The sequence below is a fragment of the Streptomyces sp. NPDC001843 genome (genome assembly GCF_042891955.1).
Classification (GTDB): domain Bacteria; phylum Actinomycetota; class Actinomycetes; order Streptomycetales; family Streptomycetaceae; genus Streptomyces.
Window position 1 is genome coordinate 1 of record NZ_JBIATQ010000028.1, and the last position, 20,702, is coordinate 20,702.

General features: G+C 67.5%; 19 protein-coding genes and 1 pseudogene. 7 read left to right on the top strand and 13 right to left on the bottom strand.

The window, feature by feature from the left end:
- Positions 1-91 precede the first annotated feature (91 nt).
- A complete protein-coding gene (locus ACFYZQ_RS39055) occupies positions 92-1,186 on the bottom strand; it encodes a tyrosine-type recombinase/integrase (RefSeq protein ID WP_389158836.1) in 1,095 nt (364 codons plus the stop codon).
- A 295-nt stretch (positions 1,187-1,481) separates the two neighbouring features.
- Between ACFYZQ_RS39055 and ACFYZQ_RS39060 the strand changes: the two genes are divergently transcribed.
- From ACFYZQ_RS39060 to ACFYZQ_RS39070, 3 genes and pseudogenes are all read left to right on the top strand, one after another.
- Positions 1,482-2,318 carry a hypothetical protein gene (locus ACFYZQ_RS39060; protein ID WP_389158839.1) on the top strand — a complete coding sequence of 279 codons (837 nt, stop codon included), beginning with the start codon at positions 1,482-1,484 and terminating at the stop codon, positions 2,316-2,318.
- The gene (locus ACFYZQ_RS39065; protein ID WP_389158842.1) at positions 2,315-4,684 is read left to right on the top strand and encodes a hypothetical protein; all 2,370 of its coding nucleotides are present in this window, start codon (positions 2,315-2,317) and stop codon (positions 4,682-4,684) included. Before ACFYZQ_RS39060 ends, ACFYZQ_RS39065 begins: the two co-directional genes overlap by 4 nt.
- Before the next feature lie 95 nt (positions 4,685-4,779).
- A pseudogene (locus ACFYZQ_RS39070) lies at positions 4,780-6,177 on the top strand (Helicase associated domain protein); the annotation flags it as partial.
- A 77-nt stretch (positions 6,178-6,254) separates the two neighbouring features.
- On the opposite strand, the gene ACFYZQ_RS39075 reads toward ACFYZQ_RS39070, so the two are convergent.
- Positions 6,255-7,292 (bottom strand): DMT family transporter, encoded by a 1,038-nt coding sequence (locus tag ACFYZQ_RS39075; RefSeq protein WP_389158845.1) that lies wholly within the window; start codon positions 7,290-7,292, stop codon positions 6,255-6,257.
- Positions 7,293-7,373: 81 nt separating this feature from the next.
- Here ACFYZQ_RS39075 and ACFYZQ_RS39080 point away from each other — a divergent pair, with 81 nt between their 5' ends.
- Positions 7,374-8,312 carry a LysR family transcriptional regulator gene (locus ACFYZQ_RS39080; protein ID WP_389158848.1) on the top strand — a complete coding sequence of 313 codons (939 nt, stop codon included), beginning with the start codon at positions 7,374-7,376 and terminating at the stop codon, positions 8,310-8,312.
- 710 nt (positions 8,313-9,022) lie between these two features.
- Here ACFYZQ_RS39080 and ACFYZQ_RS39085 read toward each other — a convergent pair.
- The 5 genes from ACFYZQ_RS39085 to ACFYZQ_RS39105 form a co-directional block, all read right to left on the bottom strand.
- Complete coding sequence (locus ACFYZQ_RS39085; protein ID WP_389158851.1) at positions 9,023-9,886, bottom strand: hypothetical protein; 864 nt, start codon at positions 9,884-9,886, stop codon at positions 9,023-9,025.
- Positions 9,887-10,615: 729 nt separating this feature from the next.
- Positions 10,616-11,641: a hypothetical protein gene (locus tag ACFYZQ_RS39090; RefSeq protein WP_389158854.1), complete on the bottom strand. Its 1,026-nt coding sequence runs from the start codon at positions 11,639-11,641 to the stop codon at positions 10,616-10,618.
- A gap of 638 nt (positions 11,642-12,279) precedes the next feature.
- A complete protein-coding gene (locus ACFYZQ_RS39095) occupies positions 12,280-12,495 on the bottom strand; it encodes a tetratricopeptide repeat protein (RefSeq protein WP_389158857.1) in 216 nt (71 codons plus the stop codon).
- Positions 12,440-13,365 (bottom strand): IS5 family transposase gene (locus ACFYZQ_RS39100; RefSeq protein ID WP_389158953.1). Its coding sequence is split into 2 segments (ribosomal slippage): positions 12,440-13,002 and positions 13,002-13,365, totalling 927 coding nucleotides; the frame shifts between segments, so codons are not numbered across the junction. Before ACFYZQ_RS39100 ends, ACFYZQ_RS39095 begins: the two co-directional genes overlap by 56 nt.
- Positions 13,366-13,418: 53 nt before the next feature.
- Positions 13,419-13,754 carry a hypothetical protein gene (locus tag ACFYZQ_RS39105; protein ID WP_389158860.1) on the bottom strand — a complete coding sequence of 112 codons (336 nt, stop codon included), beginning with the start codon at positions 13,752-13,754 and terminating at the stop codon, positions 13,419-13,421.
- Between ACFYZQ_RS39105 and ACFYZQ_RS39110 the strand changes: the two genes are divergently transcribed.
- A complete protein-coding gene (locus tag ACFYZQ_RS39110; RefSeq protein WP_389158863.1) occupies positions 13,755-14,126 on the top strand; it encodes a hypothetical protein in 372 nt (123 codons plus the stop codon).
- Here the strand turns inward: ACFYZQ_RS39110 and ACFYZQ_RS39115 are convergent.
- Together ACFYZQ_RS39115 and ACFYZQ_RS39120 are read right to left on the bottom strand one after the other, a co-directional pair.
- Positions 14,119-15,021, bottom strand: a complete 903-nt coding sequence (locus ACFYZQ_RS39115) for an SDR family oxidoreductase (RefSeq protein ID WP_389158865.1) — start codon at positions 15,019-15,021, stop codon at positions 14,119-14,121. The genes ACFYZQ_RS39110 and ACFYZQ_RS39115 overlap by 8 nt on opposite strands.
- A 28-nt stretch (positions 15,022-15,049) precedes the next feature.
- Complete coding sequence (locus ACFYZQ_RS39120) at positions 15,050-15,454, bottom strand: Dabb family protein (protein ID WP_389158868.1); 405 nt, start codon at positions 15,452-15,454, stop codon at positions 15,050-15,052.
- A 122-nt stretch (positions 15,455-15,576) separates the two neighbouring features.
- Between ACFYZQ_RS39120 and ACFYZQ_RS39125 the strand changes: the two genes are divergently transcribed.
- Positions 15,577-16,194, top strand: a complete 618-nt coding sequence (locus ACFYZQ_RS39125; RefSeq protein ID WP_389158871.1) for a TetR/AcrR family transcriptional regulator — start codon at positions 15,577-15,579, stop codon at positions 16,192-16,194.
- Between the two features lie 283 nt (positions 16,195-16,477).
- On the opposite strand, the gene ACFYZQ_RS39130 is transcribed toward ACFYZQ_RS39125, so the two are convergent.
- The 4 genes from ACFYZQ_RS39130 to ACFYZQ_RS39145 all read right to left on the bottom strand — a co-directional run bounded on the left by ACFYZQ_RS39130 (position 16,478) and on the right by ACFYZQ_RS39145 (position 20,262).
- Entirely contained in the window at positions 16,478-17,596 is a 1,119-nt protein-coding gene (locus tag ACFYZQ_RS39130; RefSeq protein ID WP_389158874.1) for an IS630 family transposase, read from the bottom strand.
- Positions 17,597-18,464: 868 nt separating this feature from the next.
- A complete protein-coding gene (locus ACFYZQ_RS39135; RefSeq protein ID WP_389158877.1) occupies positions 18,465-18,941 on the bottom strand; it encodes a DUF6924 domain-containing protein in 477 nt (158 codons plus the stop codon).
- A 207-nt stretch (positions 18,942-19,148) separates the two neighbouring features.
- Positions 19,149-19,682 carry a GNAT family N-acetyltransferase gene (locus ACFYZQ_RS39140; RefSeq protein WP_389158880.1) on the bottom strand — a complete coding sequence of 178 codons (534 nt, stop codon included), beginning with the start codon at positions 19,680-19,682 and terminating at the stop codon, positions 19,149-19,151.
- 178 nt (positions 19,683-19,860) lie between these two features.
- Positions 19,861-20,262, bottom strand: a complete 402-nt coding sequence (locus ACFYZQ_RS39145; protein WP_389158883.1) for a hypothetical protein — start codon at positions 20,260-20,262, stop codon at positions 19,861-19,863.
- Between the two features lie 71 nt (positions 20,263-20,333).
- Here ACFYZQ_RS39145 and ACFYZQ_RS39150 point away from each other — a divergent pair, with 71 nt between their 5' ends.
- On the top strand, positions 20,334-20,684 hold the full coding sequence (locus ACFYZQ_RS39150; protein WP_389158886.1) for a hypothetical protein: 351 nt from the start codon (positions 20,334-20,336) through the stop codon (positions 20,682-20,684).
- The last annotated feature ends 18 nt before the right edge of the window (positions 20,685-20,702 follow it).

Consider the following 20,702-nt stretch of genomic DNA (forward strand, 5'->3'; position numbering starts at 1 on the left):
GCACGACGGCGCAGCTCAAGCGGGTAGTGGGAAGGACGTGCCATAACTCGATCCTCTCAAACGATCGAGTCCCTACCGAACCCGGAACGGTTCACTCATCGACGTGGCGGTAGCGGTCCATGGACAGCGGCGAGGCGTGACCCAGCAGCTTTTGCACCACGTCCCGGTCCACTCCTTCACGTAGCCAGTGGGTGGCCGCGGAGTGGCGCAGCATGTGCGGGCGAGCCGGGTGCCCGGCGCGGCGGGCCAGACGGTCGAAGACGTTCTTGGCGTTCGGGTAGGTCATGGCCCGCCCCAGCGGGGGCCGGAAGAGGTTCACGAACACCATGCCTGTCTCGGCCGCGGCGGCCACCTGGTTCCGTTCGTGCTGGTAGTCGGTGTAGAAGGCGACGATGTCGGGGGTGACGGGGAGGCATCGGGAGTGTCTGGACTTGGCCAGGGCCCGGTTGGGGTTGTCGGTGCGGCGCCGCACATGAAGGTGCGGCCCCTGAACCGGGCAGCCCAGCGAGCGTGACGAGGCCAGGAAATGCAGATCCTCCTGACGCAGGCCCAGGGCCTCCCCGATCCGCAGGCCGGTCGCGGCGAGCAGCGCGATGAGGAAACGGTCCCGCGCCCGGGGCGTATCCGCGATCATGCGGCGGATCTGCTGCGGGGACAGGTCCTCGTATCCGGGCTCGCTGACCTGGAAACGAAAAGCCGACACCTGGACCTGACGCCACTGGCCACGCTCGCCGGCGTCGTAACCGGCCGGCAAGAACCGCAGGAACTTCGGCTCCGACAACAAACCGGCCGTCTGCGCGGGAACCCAGCCGTGGAGCGCGCCGAAACGCAGGAAGTCCGTGACCGCCGTCATCACCGCGTTCGCCGTACCCTGCGAACGGTAGCGGGGCGCCGCCGTGGTCGGAGAGCGGCGGCTGCGGGCCGGCAGCGGCGTGGTGACCAGCCACTGCTGCAGCCCGGACAGCGCCATGAAACCCGGACACGACCACTCGATACGGCGCTGGGTGCAGTAGTTCAGATAGAGGGCGAGACGGCCCGCGTAGACCCGTTCCGTGTTCGGCGAGCGGCCCTTGCTACGCAACCCCGCCAAAAACGCACACGCCTCGGCATGCAGGTCATAGGTACGTGCGTCGGCCACCACCCACCGCTCCACACCAGTCGACGGGGAGACCGAACGCTCAGCCACATATGCCTGCTCCACCCCCCAAACACAACCAAGCCCGCCCCCAGCCGGCGCCGCTTCCAGACATCTCCTACACGACCAGGTGGCAACCACACCGAACACACCACACAAGCCCGCGCACCTATGGATAATCCGTGCCCCTGCAGCCGACGTCTTGGCGCCGGTCCGCTACGCGTCGGCGCGGCCAGGGCAGGTCGGCGAGGACTGAAGGGACCACGGGCCACCACGCTCCCCGCTGCCGCTCAGCACCCGGCAATCTGTGGTGTCGCGTCATAATGCTGGCAGCACAGGGGGGCATATGGATCCGTCGTTTTCCAAGCAGTTCGACGTGCAGGCAGTCCTGGAGGACGGGAAGCGTCCTGTCCAGTTCGGGACGAACGTGCTGGCAGGTCTCATCGGGGGGATTGACAAGTTCCGGCGTGATCTCGAACAGCAGCGGCGGTCGAGAAGCCTGGGGCCTGCGATGCTCGGGGCCTTTTTGTGGGTGGACGATGCCGAGCTGCTGCAGCGCATCGCCGAGTTCCCCGCCGCGTGCGTGGTGGTGAGCAAGCAACCACGGGGCAAGTACCACGCAGAGCGGTTGCGGAAGGTCGCCGAGGCTGTGAAAGACGCGGCTGGCCTCCCAACCTGGGCTTTCTCCGAGCTAGAGGAGCTGCGCTTCCACCAGGACGGCAAGGCACCAGTGCTGGGCCCTGGCTCGCCGCAGGAACGCGTCCGGCTCCCGGCACTACGCACCCTGGGCTATCGCAAGGCCGGAAACCATCTCGTCCCGATACTCCACACCAAGATGCTGTTGCTAGGTGAGCTGTGGTGGCATGACGAGGACGCTCTGGGAGGCGTGGCAGATGTCACCGGCTTCACGCCGCACCGACTGTGGCTAGGCAGCGCCAACGGCACGGGGAGCTCCCGCCGCAGCTTGGAGTTCGGGCTGTGGCTGGATGATCCCGGCCTGCTGAAGGCCGCGCGACGGTTCCTGGTCGAGGTGCTGGCCCAGTCCGAAAACCTGGACCCCGACAGCAACGACCTGACACCTGACCTGGTGGTGCCGGATTACGACGATGAGGCCATGTGGGAGGCGATGGCCGCACTCGCCGACCATGACGCCGATGAACACGACAGCGGGGACGGCGCGTGAGCAGCGCAGGCGAAGTCGTGGCTGCCGGCTCTCCCCGGTTTACCCTGCACACCTTGGGCTGGCGGGCCTTCCAGGACCTGTGCGCGGCTGTCCTGCGGGAGGTATGGGGGCAGTCGGTGCAGGCATTCGCCGACTCCAACGACGGAGGCCGAGACGGCGCGTTCTACGGCACCTGGCAGCCGCCGACCGACCCCAGTGGCGTTCGAGACGTTCCGCCAGGGCCGTTCGTGCTGCAGTGCAAGCACACCAAGAAGGCCGACACCACGCTCGCCCCGTCGGAGCTGGAAGACGAATTCGACAAGGTCAGCGCCCTGGTGAAGCGCGGAGTGTGCGGAACGTACGTACTGCTGACAAACGCGCGGGTCACCGGCACCTCCGAGGAGGAGATCCGCCGTCGGCTGAGCGCATGCGGGGTCGCGCATCCGCTAATCCTGGACGGTCAGTGGCTGAGCGACATGATCGCCACGCACCGCAGGCTGCGAATGTTCGTCCCCCGCGTCTACGGGCTCGGTGATCTCTCGCAGATCCTCGACGAGCGTGCCTACGCCCAGGCCTCTGTACTCATGGCGTCCGCGCCCGAGCAGGTGGCCACGTTCGTCGTCACCGGCGCCTACCGCAAGGCCGCCCGCGCGCTGCGTGACCACGGCTTTGTGCTGCTGTTGGGCGACCCGGCCGTCGGCAAGTCCGTCATCGCGCTGATGCTGGCCATCAGCGCGGCTGATAACTGGGACTGCATGGCTGTCAAGGCCCGGACCTCCGAAGAACTCGTACAACGCTGGAATCCGCACGAGAAGGACCAGTTCTTCTGGCTCGACGACGCCTTCGGCGCTGTCCGCCACGAGGAACACCTCACCCACGCCTGGGCACGCGACCTGCCACACGTGATGAGCGCGGTCAAGAACGGCGCCCGAGTGGTATTGACCTCCCGCAGCTACATCTACAACGAAGCCCGCCCGCTGCTGAAGCCGTACTCCTACCCCCGGCTGCACGAACAGCAGGTCACCGTAGACGTCGCCGACCTCACCCGCGAAGAGCGGCAACAGATCCTGTACAACCACCTCTCCGCCGGCGACCAGCCCCAAGACGTACGCGCCCAGATGAAACCGCACCTGGAAGCAGCAGCGGACGCCGCCCCCTTCCGCCCCGAGGCCGCACGTCGTCTGGGGCTGCAGGCATTCACTTCCAAACTGCCCCTGACACGGCAGGGCATCACGGCATTCATGGCGCAGTCCCAGCAATTGCTCAGCGATGTCTACGACCAGCTGGACACCCACGCCCACGCGGCGCTCGCGCTCACGTACGCAACGGCCCGAGACGAGACGCTGCCCGGCCTGCCAAACCCGATCACCCTCGATGCCGGCGACCGCGACATCATCGAGCGAGCCGGCTCCACGCAGGCCGGCGTCAGCAAAGCCTTGACCGCACTCACCGGTACCTTCCTCCGCCTCAACACGTCATCCGACGGCCAGGGCTACTGGGCCTTCCACCACCCCACTCTGCGAGAAGGCTTCGCCGCCTGGCTGGCCACCCAGCCACACCTGCTGCCGGTCGTCCTCACCGGTATGACCGACCAGGCACTCCTGTCACGCACCGACTGTCTCGACCGCGACAGCGAGCAACGCCAAGGCACCCTCCTGCGTATCCCACCCTCGCTCTACAAGCAGGCAGCGCAACGTCTGGCCGCCCTGCGAGCCCGCCCCTACAACCGCCTCGCATCATGGCAACACCATCTGCCTCCGGAAGAAGCCGTCCTGTCATATGTGGTTTACCGCGGCTCCGACACGTTCCTGCGCGCCTATATGACTGCAGACCCGCAACTGAGCGAAACACTCGTCAAGTTCTACTCCCCCGCCCAGTACGACACCCGGACGACCGTACTCGCACGGCTCCACCAGGCCGGTCTACTGACAGAAGACATTCGGCAACGGGCCATTGAGCGCATGAAAGAGCTCGCCGTCTCCGGACCGGACGCTTCCTGGATTGAGGCCACGGACTGGCAGAAGAAGGTCTGGCACCTCCTCCTCACCGACGAGGAGCGTGAGCAGCTGTTCGAGCACGTGCGGCAAGAGCTCGTTCCAACACTTGTCGACGTGGTGGGTGAGTGGCTTGAGGACGCTACCGGAGACGATGACGACCCCATCGAGAGCGCCTTGTTCTGGTACTACCTGGCCTTCGACGAGCGGGGCGACGACGACGCAGCCGCAGAGTTCGACCATGCACGCGACTTCTATAACCACGAGCGTCGGTCTCGGCCACCCAGCAACGATGGCTGGGAGCCTGACGCTGCGGAAGATGACGGCGAGCAACAGGGCAGAAACCAGCCCTCCGGCTCGCAGCGCAGCCTCTTCGACGACATCGATCAGTGATCGACCAAGCCAGAGAGCAACGTCGGCGGTGTGGAGCCGCTACGCCCGCTGGAGCAGCGCAACAAACTTCCCTCACGCTTCTCCACCTATAGATAATCGACATCGTCGGCGAGCGGGGCGTGGAAGCCGTCTGCTTCGCCGACACCCGCGGCTCCCAGGTGGAGATCGTGCAGAACATCGGCCGCGCCCTGCGCCCGAACCCCGACGGCACGGCCAAGACCGCCAGGATCATCGTGCCCGTCTTCCTTAAGCCCGGCGAGGACCCGACCGACATGGTCGCTTCCGCCTCGTTCGCACCCCTGGTAGCCGTGCTCCAAGGACTCCGCAGTCACTCGGAACGCCTCGTCGAACAGCTCGCCAGCCGGGCGCTGACCAGTGGGCGACGGCAGGTGCACGTGAAGCGGGACGAGGACGGGCAGATCATCGGCACCACGGCCCAAGGAGAGAGTGGGCAGACCGGGGCCGAGAGCGCGGCGGAGTCGGCGCTGCTGCACTTCTCCACCCCCAGGGACGCAGCCACGATCGCGGCGTTCTTGCGCACCCGGGTGTACCGGCCCGAATCCCTGGTCTGGCTCGAGGGCTACCAGGCCCTGCTGCGCTGGCGGAAGGACAACCACATCACCGGCCTGTACGCAGTCCCGTACGACACCGAGACCGAGGCCGGTGCCACCAAAGCGTTCCCGCTGGGGCGGTGGGTCCACCAGCAGCGACGCGTGTACCGCGCGGGCGAACTCGATCCCCATCGCAAGATGCTGCTCGACGAGGCCGGGATGGTGTGGGAACCCGGCGACGAAGCCTGGGAGCAGAAGCTGGCGGTACTGCGGTCATACCGCCGCGCGCACGGTCACCTCGCCCCCAGGCGAGATGCCGTATGGGGCGACGCCGACAGTGAACTGGTCCCGGTCGGGGAACACATGGCCAACCTCCGCCGCAGCCACGGCCTCGGCAAGAACCCGCAGCGCGCCACAACCCGAGCCGCACAACTCGCCCAGATCGACCCGGACTGGAACTGCCCCTGGCCACTGGACTGGCAACGCCACTACAAAGTGCTCGCCGACCTCGCCACCGACGATCCCCACGACGTCCTGCCCGACATCGCCCCCGGCGTCCTCTACGAAGGCGATGACCTCGGCAAATGGCTCCAACGGCAACGCCGCAGCTGGGCGGAACTCTCCGAAGAACAGCAGCAACGGCTCGCACGGCTGGGGGTAACACCCACCGAACCGCCCGCCCCGGCCCCGACGACTAAGGGCGGAGGGAAAGGATCAGCCTTCCAACGCGGTCTGGCCGCCCTCACCCAGTACATCCAGCGGGAAGGCAGAACCGTCGTTGCACGGGCACACATTGAGGAACTGCCGGACGGTTCGGCGATCAAACTGGGTGAGTTTCTGAGTAACCAGAAAGCCAGGCGTGACCGGCTGGATGCGACACAGCGGGCCGCCCTCGCCGAGCTGGGCTACACCTGGGCTGCAGAACAGTCCGGGCGCAGCTGACGTTCGTCCGCTGTCGGGGCGTCCGCGACAGCGCCAGCGGGAGCCTGGACAGCATTCACGGATGGGCCGCGCGCACATTACCGGATGGGCCGATAAGCCGTTTGATTCTGTATGCGGGATGCTGGGTGGGACGGAGCGAGGGCACGGCGGGCCGGAGTCGAGTCGGTGGATGTGCTGTTCCGGGCTGCGGGCGGGGCGGCGGAGTGTTCGAGGTGGTCGTCGGTGTCCCGCTCCGGGCCGGTGCGGTGGGCGCGCTCGATGGCCTGACCCCAATAGGTTCCGGCGACCATGAGCGACGCACCGAGGGCAGACAGGACGGCAAGCCTTTCGCCGCCGAGGCCGATTCCCACCGCGACCGCCCAGACCGGTTCGGTGCCCAGCAGGAGGCTGGCCCGGCTGGCTGACGTCCGCTGCACCGCCCGTGTCTGCGCCAGGAAGGCGAAGAGGCTGCAGAACAGAGCCAGATAAGCGAGCTGAGCCCAGGTCATGGCATCGCTGTGCGCCAGCGTCTCCAGGTTGGACGCGGCGGGTGCCAGAAAGAGTGCGGAGCCGACGAGGGACTGGACGGCCGTGAGGTGCAGCGGGCGCAGGGTGCGGCCCACGGAGAGTCGACCGACGAGCGCGACGTGTCCGGCACGCACCGCTGCCGCGGCGAGCATCAGCAGGTCGCCGGTCCGCACGGTGTGTAGTCCGGTGCCGGACAGAAGGAACCCCACGGCCAGGACGCACAGACCGGCAGCCGCGAAGAACGTCAGAGGCAGCCTGCCGCTGCCACCCGTGCGGTCCAGCAGCGGCGTCAGCACGATGGTCAGGCTGATGATCAGGCCCGCGTTGGCGGCGCTGGTGTGTGCCACCCCGTACGTCTCCAGCACCAGGACCGCCGCCTGCGTGACGCCCAGCAGCGCCCCCACGCGGAGCTCGGGGCGGGTCCAGCGTCGGGACGCCCCACGGGAGGCGACCAGAGCAAGGCAGGCGATCGCCGAGATGGCATACCGGGCGAACAGCACCACGAGGACCGGAAGAACGGCGGTGGCCGTCTTCGCCGACAGGTAGCTGGAACCCCAGACGAGCGCAACGAGGAGAAGTATCAGGTCGGTACGGCGGGCATCACGCATGCGCCACACGCTGCCCGACCAGGAAACTGAAGCCCAGTGCCAACCTCTGAAACAACGCTGTAGCAGCCCTACACTATTGAGGTGGATGCACGACAATTGCGGATTCTGCGGGAACTGAGAGAGCTCGGCAGCGTCACCGCGGTCGCCGAAGCTCTGCTGGTGACGCCCTCGGCGGTCTCGCAGCAACTGCGGCTGCTGCAACGCTCGATCCCCGTGCCGCTGACCGAGCGCGCGGGACGCCGGGTGGTGCTCACCGAGGCCGGGCAGGCACTGGCCGACGCCGCGATCGAGGTGGAGACCGCCCTGGCACGAGCACGGAACGCCGTCACTGACTACGTCGAACAGCCCGACGGCGTCGTCTCGGTGGCCGCCTTCCACAGTGGAGCGGCCACGTTCTTCCCTCTTCTGCTGCGCGGCCTCACCGGCCCGGGCCGCCCCCGCCTGGCGCTCGCCGACGAGGACGTAGCCCAGAACCACTTCCCCCGCCTCACCCGCGACTACGACCTCGTGCTCGCCCACCGGCTCGACCACGCTCCGGCATGGCCGCGCACCGTGACCGCCACCACGCTGCTGCGCGAACCGCTCGACATCGCGGTACCCATCGACCACCCGTTGGCCGCACGGCGCCAGCTGTCCCCGCAGGACGTGGCCGATCAGCCCTGGATCACCGTGCACGACGGATTCCCGCTGCTGGCCACCATCGAGGCCATCGCCACTGCCGCGAACCGTCGGCCCGACATCGTCCACCGCGTCAACGAATTCTCCGTGGTCGCCGAGGTCGTGGCAGCCGGCGGCGGTTTGGCACTCATGCCGCGTTGGACGGCGAGTCCCCACCCCGCGGTCGTCCTCAAACCGCTCAGCGGTGTACACACCCACCGCCACATCGACGTACTGCACCGTCCCGAACGCATCGCCCGCAATGCCATCCGCACGGTTCTCGCCGAGCTGCACCGTGCCGCCGCAGTAATCCAGACCCGGGACGACGAGGTCCAGCCAGGTGCCGACGACCACGGTGACTGAATGCGGACACTGAGGAGCAATGCTCGGAACCTGTGGATCAGCCTCGGGTCGAACGCCAAGGGCGTACCTTCCCGAATGCCGGATCCTGGCCCGCAGTTACCACGGTGTCGGCGTCGCTGGCGCACCAGGGGCGCAGCTCCAGACCGCTGGGGAGGGCGAGCACGGGTTGTTCCTGCTTGGCCATGTGACCTGCAGGAACGACGGGCGGTATGGCTGAGGTGATCACCGCGGCATCGTGCCACAGCCCGACATCGGACAGAACTCGATATCCGATACCCGATCATCAACCCGGCAAACGTATGGGGTCAGAGCACTAGGACTGCTCCTCGCCCGCCGCGCCCCGCCGGCCGGCGAAGTCCTCCTCCGAACAGCGCCCAGATTGCCCCTCCGGCCACGGAAGCCAGGTGGTAGCGATTGCTGCCGCGAGTGACGACGCCGACGGCCTCGCCGACGGTCATGTCCCCACGCACGGCACGGATCTGTCGGATCACGTGGTGCGGTGGGATGTCATCGTCCCCGCGTGGACCCTGCCACGATCGATGTGGAGCTCAAGCCGGTTCGCTGTCATCAGATGGCCTCATTCAACGTCTCCCGCAAGCGGACAACTTCTCCGGACAGCCGGGTTAGCCATCGCCGGTCAACAGGCTACCGATGGTCAACTTCCCGGCTCGTGAGCAGCTCGTTGCCAGGGCCGCATCGCAAACAGCCCCTCACCCTCCGGTGAAGTAGGACGGCTGACGGACACTCATGCTCCGCGCAATTGACGTCAGCACAGCCGCGCTCACCGGCGGCGAGGTCGCCTGGATGTCCGCCACCGTGTCGCCAACCCGGATGTAGTAGGAGACGTACTGCGAGTTCCCCGAACGCCACACGCCCGGCGCGACGGCGGTACAGGCGGGGGCTGGGACGGGATAGACGGAGTTGATCGCGGCGCAGTGCGATGGTGGGGTGAACTGCGGCTGCACCGGCGCGACGATGACATGGATCTCGCGCTGCAGCTCCGCCATGGTGGTCGCCTGCCGGCCGTCGGGGGCGATACGGTAGAAGAAGGTGGGAGCGGTGAGGGTCTCGGTCCCAACACCTTCGATGTGGTAGCCGCTGGGGACCTGCGGTCCGAGCAGCGGGACCCGGCTCGCCGACAAGGCCGCATCCTGCCGGCTGTCGTTGACCTGCGAGACGGCCAACGTGTTCACCGGCACCACCAGCGCAAGCGCCACCACCGTCGCCACGCGCGGCAGCCAGGCGCGCAGAGACGCGGTGAACCACGCTGCGAGGGCGAAGGCGGCAGTCGGCAGCGCAAACTGGACCCAGCTGACGCCGCCCGGGAGCGCGGGGAGGGTGTCCACCGCCGTCAGATACCGCAGCAGATACCAGCTCAGACCGGCGCCGAGCAGCGCGGTGAGCCACGCCGGGCGCACCCCGAGCATCCGCAACACCGGCCACCCAACGATAAGCAGCACGAACGGGGTGGCGTCGCCCCACAGCACGACCACCCCGACGCAGCCCCAGCCGGGGGCGTTCCGGCAGGCGGAGGAAGAGACCAGCAGCCACTCCGCGAGGAACAGCGACACCATGAGGCCGAGCCCCACGCCGGCCGCGCGCAGCGTGCGCCCGCTCGGCCGCCGCGGCCCTGGTATTGGTTCAGCTGTCCCCGCGCTGCTCACTGCGCACCCCCGTGATCGTCTTCCGCGACGGGAGCACTCTGCCTCACCTCGCCTACCCTTGACTTGAGTACGCGTACTCAGGTGAAAGGCGCTCACTGGGATGTCCGGGTCCTGGGTCCGGCCAGAAGGGTCGGACGTAGCGCAGGCCTGTCCCAGGGGTGATGTTGAACAGAGCACACATGTGGAGCGGGTGGGCGCCGCTGGCTGATGCCTCTTCGAGAAGCCGATCTTCGCGGAGCTGTAGAGCAGTCGCGGGCAGGCCGCGCAGCACTAGCTGCATCCAGCCGACACTGACCGGTGCGTCGGGGTTGGCGATCTGCGAGCTGCTGAACAGGTAGGGGTTGCGGGTCTGTGGCCAGCACCTTCGCTGGTGCTGGAGGTAGTCACCGGCGGCCTGACAGGTGAAGGTGTCGAGCGGACGGTCGATGCCGTCGACCGCCACCCATCTGGGTCGGTCCAGCGGGCCTCCTGGGCGTGGATGGCACGGTGGCCGCGCAGATACGCGCTCCGTGCGGCCGCGACCTTGCCCGCGTATGCGGCGAGGGCCGCGTCCGCGCCGTAGGGGGCGCGACCCAGGCCTGGCGGCGGTCGGCCCGGCATGCCCGCACCGTGACGCCCCGGCTGCACACTGCGGACGGGCTACGTCATCAACTCGATGTGCGGATGCTCGGGCTCCGCCGGGCAGACGAACAGGTGCTGCCGGTAGCCGCTGCCTATCTGGACACCGGTCGCATTGTAGCCGCGATGGCCGGGGTACGGTCCAGCACCTGGGTGGGGGTGCGGAGACCAGCTGTTCCCGGCGTCGTCCCCTTCCTCGAACGTGGCGACGGTCATCAGGACCTCCATGCCGGTGCCGCACTCGGAGCAGGGCTGCGAGCTGGGGTCGGTGGAGTCCCAAGCGGGCCAGCCGCCGACCTTCCAGCCGGGTGCGTTGGACAGCACACAGTCGTAGTACGTGTCCGGGTCCATGTCTTCCTCTGCTGCCTGCGGCACACTCCACTGCTTGAGTTGCTCCCGCAGTTCCTCGCTCAGCTCCAGATGGTCGGGGTACTCGGTGATCTGCTCCGGTTCGAGCACGCACGGTTCCGGTAGATAGCCGTCGAACTGCACTGCGGGCGGCTCAGGGGGCGTGTCGAGAATGTCGGTGACGGCGGCTGCCGAACGCCAGAAGAGCAGGGTCCTGGGCATGATCGGATGATCGAAGGGGCACCACAGAACCTGCAGCAGGTCCTTGCCCTCCGGCGGGCTCAGATCGGGCACATCCCTTACGTACAGTTGCGCGACGGGCAGCATCGCTATGGGGCCGTCGTACGACTGGACCGCCAGCCTCACCGGATACGTCCGAGGGGGTCGGATCCGCTCGATAGTCTCCCGTTCCTCCGGAGTCAGGTCCCGGCCGTGTGAGGCGGCGAAGATCCGTCGTTCCAGCCGCAGATCCGCCGGGGACTGGGCTGGGTTGATGCCATCCACCACATGCGGTTCCTCGCAGTGCGGCCACGGCTCCTCGGCGGGCCACAGCAGCGGCCCGCCGATCGAGCTGTCGTGCCACGTCGGCGCCCCAGGGCGGGGGTGCAGGCGGGTCGCCGTGCGGGCCAGCGGAGCCAGTTGGGGAAAAACCGCAGCAACGTCGATCGGCCGTGGCGGAGTGACAGGAGTGACATTCACGGCCGCAATCTTGCCAATCGCCTCTGACAACGGCCCTCGCCGGCACATGGCCCGGGAGCAGGTCCACGATCGCCGCGTGGATGTCCGTCCACGCGCGCGGTTCGTCGCCACGTACCACCTGGACAGCGACGACCTTGGCGTCCATTCCGTCCGGGCCGCCGCCGGTCAGGAGATGGTCCATCACGGTCTCGATCGGCAGGCCGTGGCCGCGCAGGGGCGGCGAAGCGGCAAGCCGGCTGTTCGCGTGAGGCGGGGACTTCGGGGGCGTACGACACGAGGTCGGGCACCGGCCTGGCGGTGGGCCGGGGTGACGACGATGACCCGGCCCATCAGCCGTTGCACACCGCTGTCGAGGTCGCCGTCGAGGGCGATGCGGCGCTGAAGCTCGGAGCCGAGGCCGACCAAGGCGTCGTGGATGCTGGCGACGTTGCCGCGGTGGGTGACCGTCGTCAGGTCCTTCGCCCACAGGTGGGCGATACGGGTGTGGTCGAGGACCAGGGCGTGGGCGCCCTGGTGGAGGAACTGGGCGGTGAGGGTGCGCAGGATGGTCGTGCTGCCGCCGGTGCCGCTGCAGACCAGGATGTGCGAGGCGGCGTCGATGTCGACGGCGATGGCCCGGCCGTCGGTGCTTGGTGTGCTCAGTGGCTGGCCCTGCCCCGGCCCCGTCTGCGGACGGAGCGGGACGTCGATGGCTGTCCTTGGTGCTGTTCCGCCCGGCAGGTATCCAGTCCTAGCCTGCTGGCGAGGGTGTCTGGGTGCTCTGAGCCGAGGACGCGGCGGCGCTGCGTCAGGACGCGCTCATACCTGTCCGCCGCTGCGGCGTGATCGCCCGCGCTGTGCAGTGCGTCGGCCATGCGATGGCCGGATCGAGGCAACGGTGACGGTGCCGTGGAAGACGTAGGCACGCTTGTCGAATCTCGTGGCCACGGACCTGGAGTTCTTCAGGGCGTTGATCGTTCGCTCAACTTCGTTCCTGCGCTTGTAAATCGTCTTGTCGAAGCTGGCAGGCCGACCACCCCTGCTGCCTTTGCGTTGGCGGTTGGCCCGCTGGTTCTTCGGTTCGGGGATCGTGTGCTTGATCTGGCGTCTGCGCAGGTAGCGGCGGTTACGGCGGGACGAATACGCTTTGTCGCCGCCGAGATGGTCAGGCCGAGTCCGGGGACGTCCACCGTCCAGGCGGGCGACACGGACACGCTCCATGACTGGGATCAGCTGTGGGGCGTCGCCCCACTGGCCCGGGGTGATCAACAGGGCCAGTGGACGGCATCCGCCCTCACCGGCGAGGTGGGTTTTGCAGGTCAGGCCGCCCCGGGAGCGTCCCAGCCCCTCGTCGGGGCGGTGCTGCCGGGGCGTGCGTCTTTTCCCGGCAGCCGTGGAGGCTTCTTGGGTGCCCCGGCGGCGTGTTGGTGGGCCCTGCAGGAGGTGGAGTCCACGCTCACCATCGACCAGTCGATCCGGCCTTCCGCATCGGCGTCGGCGAGGACAGCCGCGAAAAGCCGGTCCCATGTGCCATCCGCTGACCAGCGCCGATGACGCTCGTACACGGTCTTCCACTTGCCGAAACGTGCAGGTAGATCCCGCCACGGCACCCCGGTCCGGTTCCGATAGAGGATCCCGTTGATGATCCTGCGATGACTCTCCCAACGACCCCCGCGCTGGCCACGCTTCGGTAGATGCGGCTTCAGCCGGGCCCATTCTTCACTTGTGAGATCTCCCCGCCCCATGAGCATGCCAACGAACCACAACCGAGACAGTCACAAGATCCGTAGGACAGGCCTTAACCAGATCGCTGGGCGCTTGGGCCGAGGTCGCGTCCGTCCAGAACTTCAATGTCGGTGATAGTGGTCCGGGAGGGATCCAAGCTCAGCCAGATGACGTCCATGCCATCGCGTTCGAGTTGGATTATCGAGGAACCCGACGAACCGGGCGGCGCGGTCAGCAGGTTGATGCAAGTTGCGGTACAGGTGCACGGGCCGTAGTAGGGCAGGTCAGCGACCACCTCGGCCAGCGGTTCACCCTCAACACGCAGCAGTTCAGCGATCTCGGTAGCAAGTGCCGGGAACGCATCCGCCAGCCGTGGGTACAGCCCATCTGTCACCACGGCACCGTACATGTGACAGACCATGAGAAGCACCCGACGTTAAAGAACAAGCTCAGCGACTCCGTCGACGCCATCACGCGCAGCCAGGCCCGTGCCGTCGTGCTGCAGGCCGAGGGACCCGACTTCAGTTACGGTGGCGACTTCCGGCCCTGGCTCGACACCGACCGCACCAGCCTGCGAGCCGACTTCGACCAGGTCATGGCCGTGGTCAACCGGTTCGAACAGCTCCCGATCCCGGTCGTGGCCGGGGTCCAGGGGCTGTGTTTCCGCTGGGCCTGCGCTTCCCGATGCTCTTCACAGCGGCCTAGTGCCGTGACCACGAACGTTCACGGTGTCGGCGGCCATGCCGTCGGCCTGCAGGTGTGGCGGTGGGAGTTCAGCTGACCTCGTTGCGTACGGCGGTGTCGAGGTCGGTGGCGGTCAGGCGGAAGGTGTCGGCGGTCTCCGTCGCGTCCATGTGGAACGGCGCGTACCACTGGTAGTCCATCTCGGCCATCTCGCGGGCGATCGGCACGATCAGCCCGGCCGTACGCGTCACGGAGCGCGGTATCTGGATTAGTTTGGCCGGTGGCCGGCCCGCCGCGACGGCGTAGCGCCGCGCCAGCTCGCGAATGGTGACGGCCGGCGCGGACGGCACGTGCCAGGGTCGGCCCCACGCGCGTTCTTCCGAGGCCAGCGTGATGAGGGCCTGTGCCATGTCGCCGTTGAAGGTGAAGGTGTGCGGCATGTCCAGGTGGCCGGTGATCCAGGCCGCTTTTCCCTTCTGCAGGGCCGACTTGATGAGCAGGGAGTAGATGCCGTTGGCGTCCTTGCCGATGTAGTCGGAGCCGCGGACCTCGACGGTGCGGATCCCCCCGGCGAGGGCCTGTTCCCACATGCGTCTGCGCAGACGGCCCTTGTGCCCGGTGGCGGCCATGGGGGTGTGTTCGTTCATCCGGCCGCCGGGCTGCGGACCGTAGGCGTAAAGGCTGCCGGTCAGCGCGAGGACGGCGTCGTTCGCCTTGGCGGCGGTGATGGCCGCCGTCTGCAGGGGCGGCAACAGGCGCTCCCACACCGTGTATGAGGGTGGATTGGCGCAGTGGTAGATCACTTCCGCGCCGCGGGACAGCTCGGTCAGGCGGGAGGGGTCGGACGCGTCCGCGGCGACCCGGTCGACCAGCGGGTGCTCGGGGCCGGAGCCGCTGCGGGTGACGATCCGGACGCTCTCGCCGCGCTCGGCGAGCAGACGAGCGACGTTGGTACCGATGGAACCGGCACCGATGATGACGTGCTTGGCCATGGCGGTTTCTCCTTCTCCGGGGTATCGGTCAGTCGTCCACGCCGGAGCCGGTGTAGGTGGGCACGTCTGCGAGCATGCCGGCGATCTGCGGGTTGAGCTCGTTGCGGCGCCGGTGCAGTTCCTGGATCTTGGTGTTCAGGTCAGGGTCGTCGTCGTCACTGACGTCGAAGATCTCCAGCCGTTCGACCAGGTGCAGCCCGAGGTGGTCGGTCTGGTAGGTGGTCGGGTGCGTCAGGTAGGCGAAGAGACCGTCGAGATGTTCGACGACGAACACCGCGCCGTACGTGTAGTCGCCGCCGTGGTCGCGGCCGACGACGAAGGACTTGATGGCGGGATTCGACCGGCCCTGATTGCGCCAGCTCTCCAGCACCCCTTCGATCTGCTCAGGCGTCGCAGTGGCCTTCATCGTGACTCTGTTGATGTGGTAAATCATGACTTACTACTCGTTCCTAACGTCGTTATAATTCCTAACGGCGTTAACTATGACGCGCGGTGCCGGCGCGGTCAAGGCGGTGACTAGTGTTCGAGGACACCATCGAAGCGAAGTGACGGACCATGCCGACCAGCACGAGACGGGCCCGTGAACGGGCGAACACCCGGGAGCGGATCATCGAGGCCGCGCTGCACGTCCTCGAGACCGAGGGCATCGCGGCCCTGACGATCCGGCGCATCGCCACCGATGTCGAATATTCCGCGCCCGTCGTCTACCAGCACTTCGCCAACAAGGACGCGCTCGTACTGGAGTTGGTCGCGCACGGTCACCGCCTGATGCTGAGCGAGTTCCGCCAAGCCGCGCAGGAGCCCGATACGGACCGGCGCATGACGCGCATTGCGTCGCAGTACGTCCGGTTCGCCGGCGAGCACCCCCACCTCTTCCAGGTCATGAACGACCCGATGGTCGACGCGGACGAACGCCGGCGCGTCGCGGAACCGGTCATCGACGTCCTCAAGGAGCTGCTCATCTCCTGGTCGGCTGCACACGACGTGGTCCTGGCCGATTTCGACCAGGCGTGTGAGATCCTCTGGGGCACGCTGTACGGCATCGCGTCGCTCAGTTACCTCGGCAGCGTCGGCAACGATCGCGCCCGCTACCTCGCCGAACAGGCGCTTCGCACGATCCTCCTCGGCTGGCGAACCGAGACGCCGGCGAACGGTCGACCGGCGAGCAGCTAGGTGCTCTGACCGCTGTGGTTCGCCGGGTTTAGAGGGAGGACCGGACTGTTCGTCGAGATTGTCTTCGTGGGGCTGCCGATCGATCGTGACGACGTCGAGGAGGCTCTGGAGACGGCGTCCGAGCTCGACGGCGAGGTCACCGGCGCGGGCAGCGGCATGGGGCGTTGCCATCTTGACCTTGAAATCGCGGAGAGCCGGACACGACCGCGGCCCTGGAGCGGCTCCGGGCGGTGCTGTCCGAACTGGAGTCGCGGACTGCGCGACGTTGAACGTCAGCGAATGATCAAGCCGCCATCCTCGCTCGTCCGCCCCATCGGATGCCCTTCTCACTGCGGCTGCGGGCGCGCTCTCGACGCTGGGCGGCAAGGACGTCGGGGTGGCGGGCGTTGGCGTTGCGCCAGCGGAGATAGGCGTGGAGGGCCCGGGTCTGTGTGGTGTGGTTGCGGTGGTTGGAGTTGGCGATCGTGAACTGTCGCAACGGCCCGAAGTGGGCCTCGATCGGGTTGGCCCAGGACGCGTAGGTCGGCGTGAAGCACAGCTCGACCCTGTTCTTCTTCGCCCAGCGGCGGATGGTGTCGCCCTTGTGGGCGGACAAGTTGTCCAGGATGACGTAGATCGGGGCACCGTCCGGGCGAGCGGCCCGGATCGACCTGAGCGCGGCCAGGGTGTTCGCGGCGCCCTTCTTGCGACGGTTGACGCCCCACAGGGTGTCGTCGCCGATCGAGTAGCAGCCGTGGAAGTACCGCACTCCGTGAGTGCGGTGGTACGTCGCGGGATGGCGCTCGGGGTGACCAGCAGCAGCCCAGCACGCGCCGGCGGCGGGCCGGATACCAAGCGGGCCGAACTCGTCGAACGCGAACACCCGGTCAGGGAAGCGTTCCAGCACGTGCTCGATGCGGTCGAGCTTGGCGTCGCGCTCGGGGTCCGGTGACTCCTTCCAGGTCTTGGTGCGCTGGAAGGTGATGCCGCGGCGGGCGAGCAGGCACCGTAATGCCTCGCGGCCGATCCGGATCACGCGGCCGTGCACTTTCCGCAGGTAGGTGGCGAGTTTGCGGATGGACCAGCGGGTGAAGGGCTGGCCGAGCTTGGTGGGGCGGGTGGTGGCCGTCTGAACGACGAAGTCCTCGTCGTCAGGACTGAGCAGGCGGGGACGGCCTCCCGCCCACTGAGGGTCCAGGCAGGCCAGGCCGATCTCGTTGAACCGGTGGATCACGTCCCGGACGGTGTCCTCGTCGGCTTGCACCAGCTTCGCGGTCACCGGCACCCGGTTCCCGCCGGCCGAGGCCAGCAGCATCATCGCCCGCCGGAACCGCACCGAACTGGTGCTGCCCCGGCGCACGATCTGCTGCAGTTTCTGCCCCTCCTGATCGGTCAACCTGCGCACACGGACAGGCTCTGCCACCACACCCCCAGCGGTCGGGACGGACGTCAGTGCACATCCAACCGCCACGACCACCAACCCGGCGAACCTACGCGGTCAGAGCACTAGACGAGCGAGCAGATTCCCATCGGATGGCCTCTTGGACTGGTCCCCGCGCAAAAACGCGACATGCCACTTCAGGAGGCCGCCGAGACCGGGAGCATCTCCGCGCTCTACGAGGCGTACCGGTCGGTCCCCTGCTGGATCGCAGTGGTGACCGGCTTGTCGTCGGCCATGTCATCCCGCACCTCCGCACTCGTTGAGAACCCGACCAGGCTCCCTCGCGATCAATCGATCGGCTCGCCCTACAACCGGGCCGGCTGGAGGAGGACCCGGAAAACCGTGCACCTCACTGCATCCACCACACCACCGGAGCGTGCGGCTGGACGCACCACAAGAAGCCCGTCAACAAGTACGAGACCGCGAAGTGCAAGAACGCTACCCAGTCCTACTCGCGGCACTCGCAGCGCATCTGCTCCCACCACCACGGCGTCCGCTACTGGTTCAACTAACGCACTGCCGCGGTGGCCTCGCGCACCACGAGGCACCCTCAGCGGGCGGCGGCGTGACGCGGCTGTCGCGGCGTCCTTGAACAGCGTGACTCCATGACGCCGGACCCCGGGGATGGCTGAACTCCCCGGGACCCGTGGTGCGTCCGGTCCAGGTGAGATCTCCCCGGCCACCGTGGACGTGCTCCATGCTGCGGCTTCGGCGTCGGTCAGGAGGAGCACCTGCGTCTGGGGGCGGTGAGGCCTTGCACGAGGTGGAGTCGGCCGGGGTGCGTGCTGCCGTTCGGGACGGTGATGGGGACTTTTGAATCTGGCTCTGTCCGCAGTTCGGTGAGCCCGGTTCAGAAGGACCGGTATATCCCCTCGGGATCATCGTGAGCCCATGCGGCGTACTCCTCGAAGCCCAGGTTGCCGATGCTCAGGTTTGCGTGGACGTCGTGGACCCCTGCGGGGACGGTGCGGAACTCACGGCCGAACTCGGTCAGCTGCTCGTAGTCCTCGTCGTCCACGCACTCCTCCCGCGTCAGTGTGGTGACCGCCAGCAACGCATGGCTCTCGGCCTGCATGGTTGTCCGGTCGGCGAGGAAGACAACGGCCAGGTTCTCGTCGGCGCAGACCGCATTCAGCGCCTCGTCAACTGTCGCTCCTGCCCAGGCCGGGTCGTCTATGAAGTGGACGTGTGCCTCGTACTGTCTGTCCCCCCAGGACTCCATCAGCGCCGCCGTCACGTTCTGCCACACCTGGTCGTCGTGGTAGTCGGTCCTGACGACCAGGACGTCGAACTCATCACGGCCGGTGACGGCGGGCAACACTCTCATGGATCCTTCTCCTCGGTGACGATCGGTGAGCCGTGCCCGACTGTCTCACAGGCCGTTTTCGAGGCTCTGCCCGCCGTCCGTGAAAGCGCAGGCCATCGACGGGAAGACACTATCTGTCCGTCGTGTCCGTACCGTCGCGATCAATGCGCTCGGGGACGTAGGGGGACATTGGCCGGCTGTCTTGCGATGATCGATGGTTCGGCCGATTTACGCCTGGAACTCAGTGAGGTCGATGGCGTGAACGCGCAGAAGGTAGCCGTACACCGGGTGCACCGTCTCCCGCTCGGGCACCATGCCGAGCTTGCGGATGACGTTCTCGGAGGCGTTGTCCCCCACCCGGTTGATGCTGATGACGCGGTCCAGGCCGCGGTCCTGAAGCGCGAACTCCAGCGTGGCGTGCGCGGCTTCGGACGCGTACCCCTGGTCCCAGAACTGTGAACCCAGCCGCCAGCTGATCGCCACGGCGGGCATCACCTCCGGCAGGAACTCGGGCACGGACAGTCCCGTGAAGCCGATCAGTTCGCCCGAGGCCAGCAGCTCGACGGCGAAGAGCCCGAAGCCCTCCTCGTCCCACTCCTCCTCCCATCGCTCGATGGCCTCGGCCGTGTGGTCCAGGTCGCGCACCGAGCCGTCGTCGATCCAGCGCATCACCCGTGGGTCCGCGTTGATGTCCGCCATCGGCACGAGGTCGTCGTCGTGCCAGCTACGGAGGAGGAGACGGGGTGTGCGGATCTCTGTCATGCGCCCATCCTGCCCAAGGCAAACGCCTCATCGGTAATCCGACGCCCGCCCGCGCTGCCACTCCGGAAACACAAGACGTCAAACAGCCTGCACCCGCACCGTCACAGGGGAAACATCGGGCTGAGGGCTGTGCAGACGACGTGCCGTTTCGGCAGCACGATCGAGAGGTGAGACCGATTCAGCGGCAGCCTGCCGCAGCACCAACATCATTCACGAAAACTGCGGACAGAGCCAAAAATCGGGAATCCCCGTCACGGGGGCCGATCTGCGGGGCGAGCCGGTTCCAGGTGCGGGTAGGAACCCGCCGCAGGGCCACGGTGGCGAACTGCTCGTCTCCCAGCGGACCGAGGGCGCTGGCGGCGGGGTGGCCGTCGAAGAGGACGTGGAAGGCGTCGACGGCCGGGGACGTCTTCGGGTCGCCCTTCTCCCGAACCGTGTCCCAGTGGCGAACCAGCTGCCGCAACTCCTGCAGCTGCGCGGGGCCGGCCTGCGCGGTGAGAGCTGCGGGGTTCGGGCCGTCGGCGGCCTTCTTGCCGGTGGTGGCCCACTCGCGGGCTTCGGTCTCGGTGAAGAAGAGCACCTGGGTCTCGCGGGCGGAGCCGCGATGACGACCTGGGCGCGGCCGTGGTGCTTGGTGGACTTCGGCGCCGGATGGACCTCGGGGGCGAGCATGCGCCAGGCGTTCACGTTGTGGCGGGCGAGGATGCGGGTGGCGAACTGCTCGCGGACCTCCAGGCCTCCCAGGGCGCGGGCGGTGGCGGACTGGGCGACCAGGAGGACGTGCATGCGCAGTTGGCGGCCCATGTAGAGGATCTCGTTGAGGGCGTCGACGGCCGGGGAGACCTTCGGGTCGCCGGACTCGCGGATCTTCTCCCAGTAGCGGGCCAGCTGCTTCATGGTGGCGTTGATCTCTTCGAGGAGGATCAGCACCCTGGGGCCGATGGCTTTCGGGTCGGCGTCGATGCCGAGTTCGCCGGCGATCCGGGTACGCAGCCGGCCTAAAGGGTGTTGCAGAAGGCC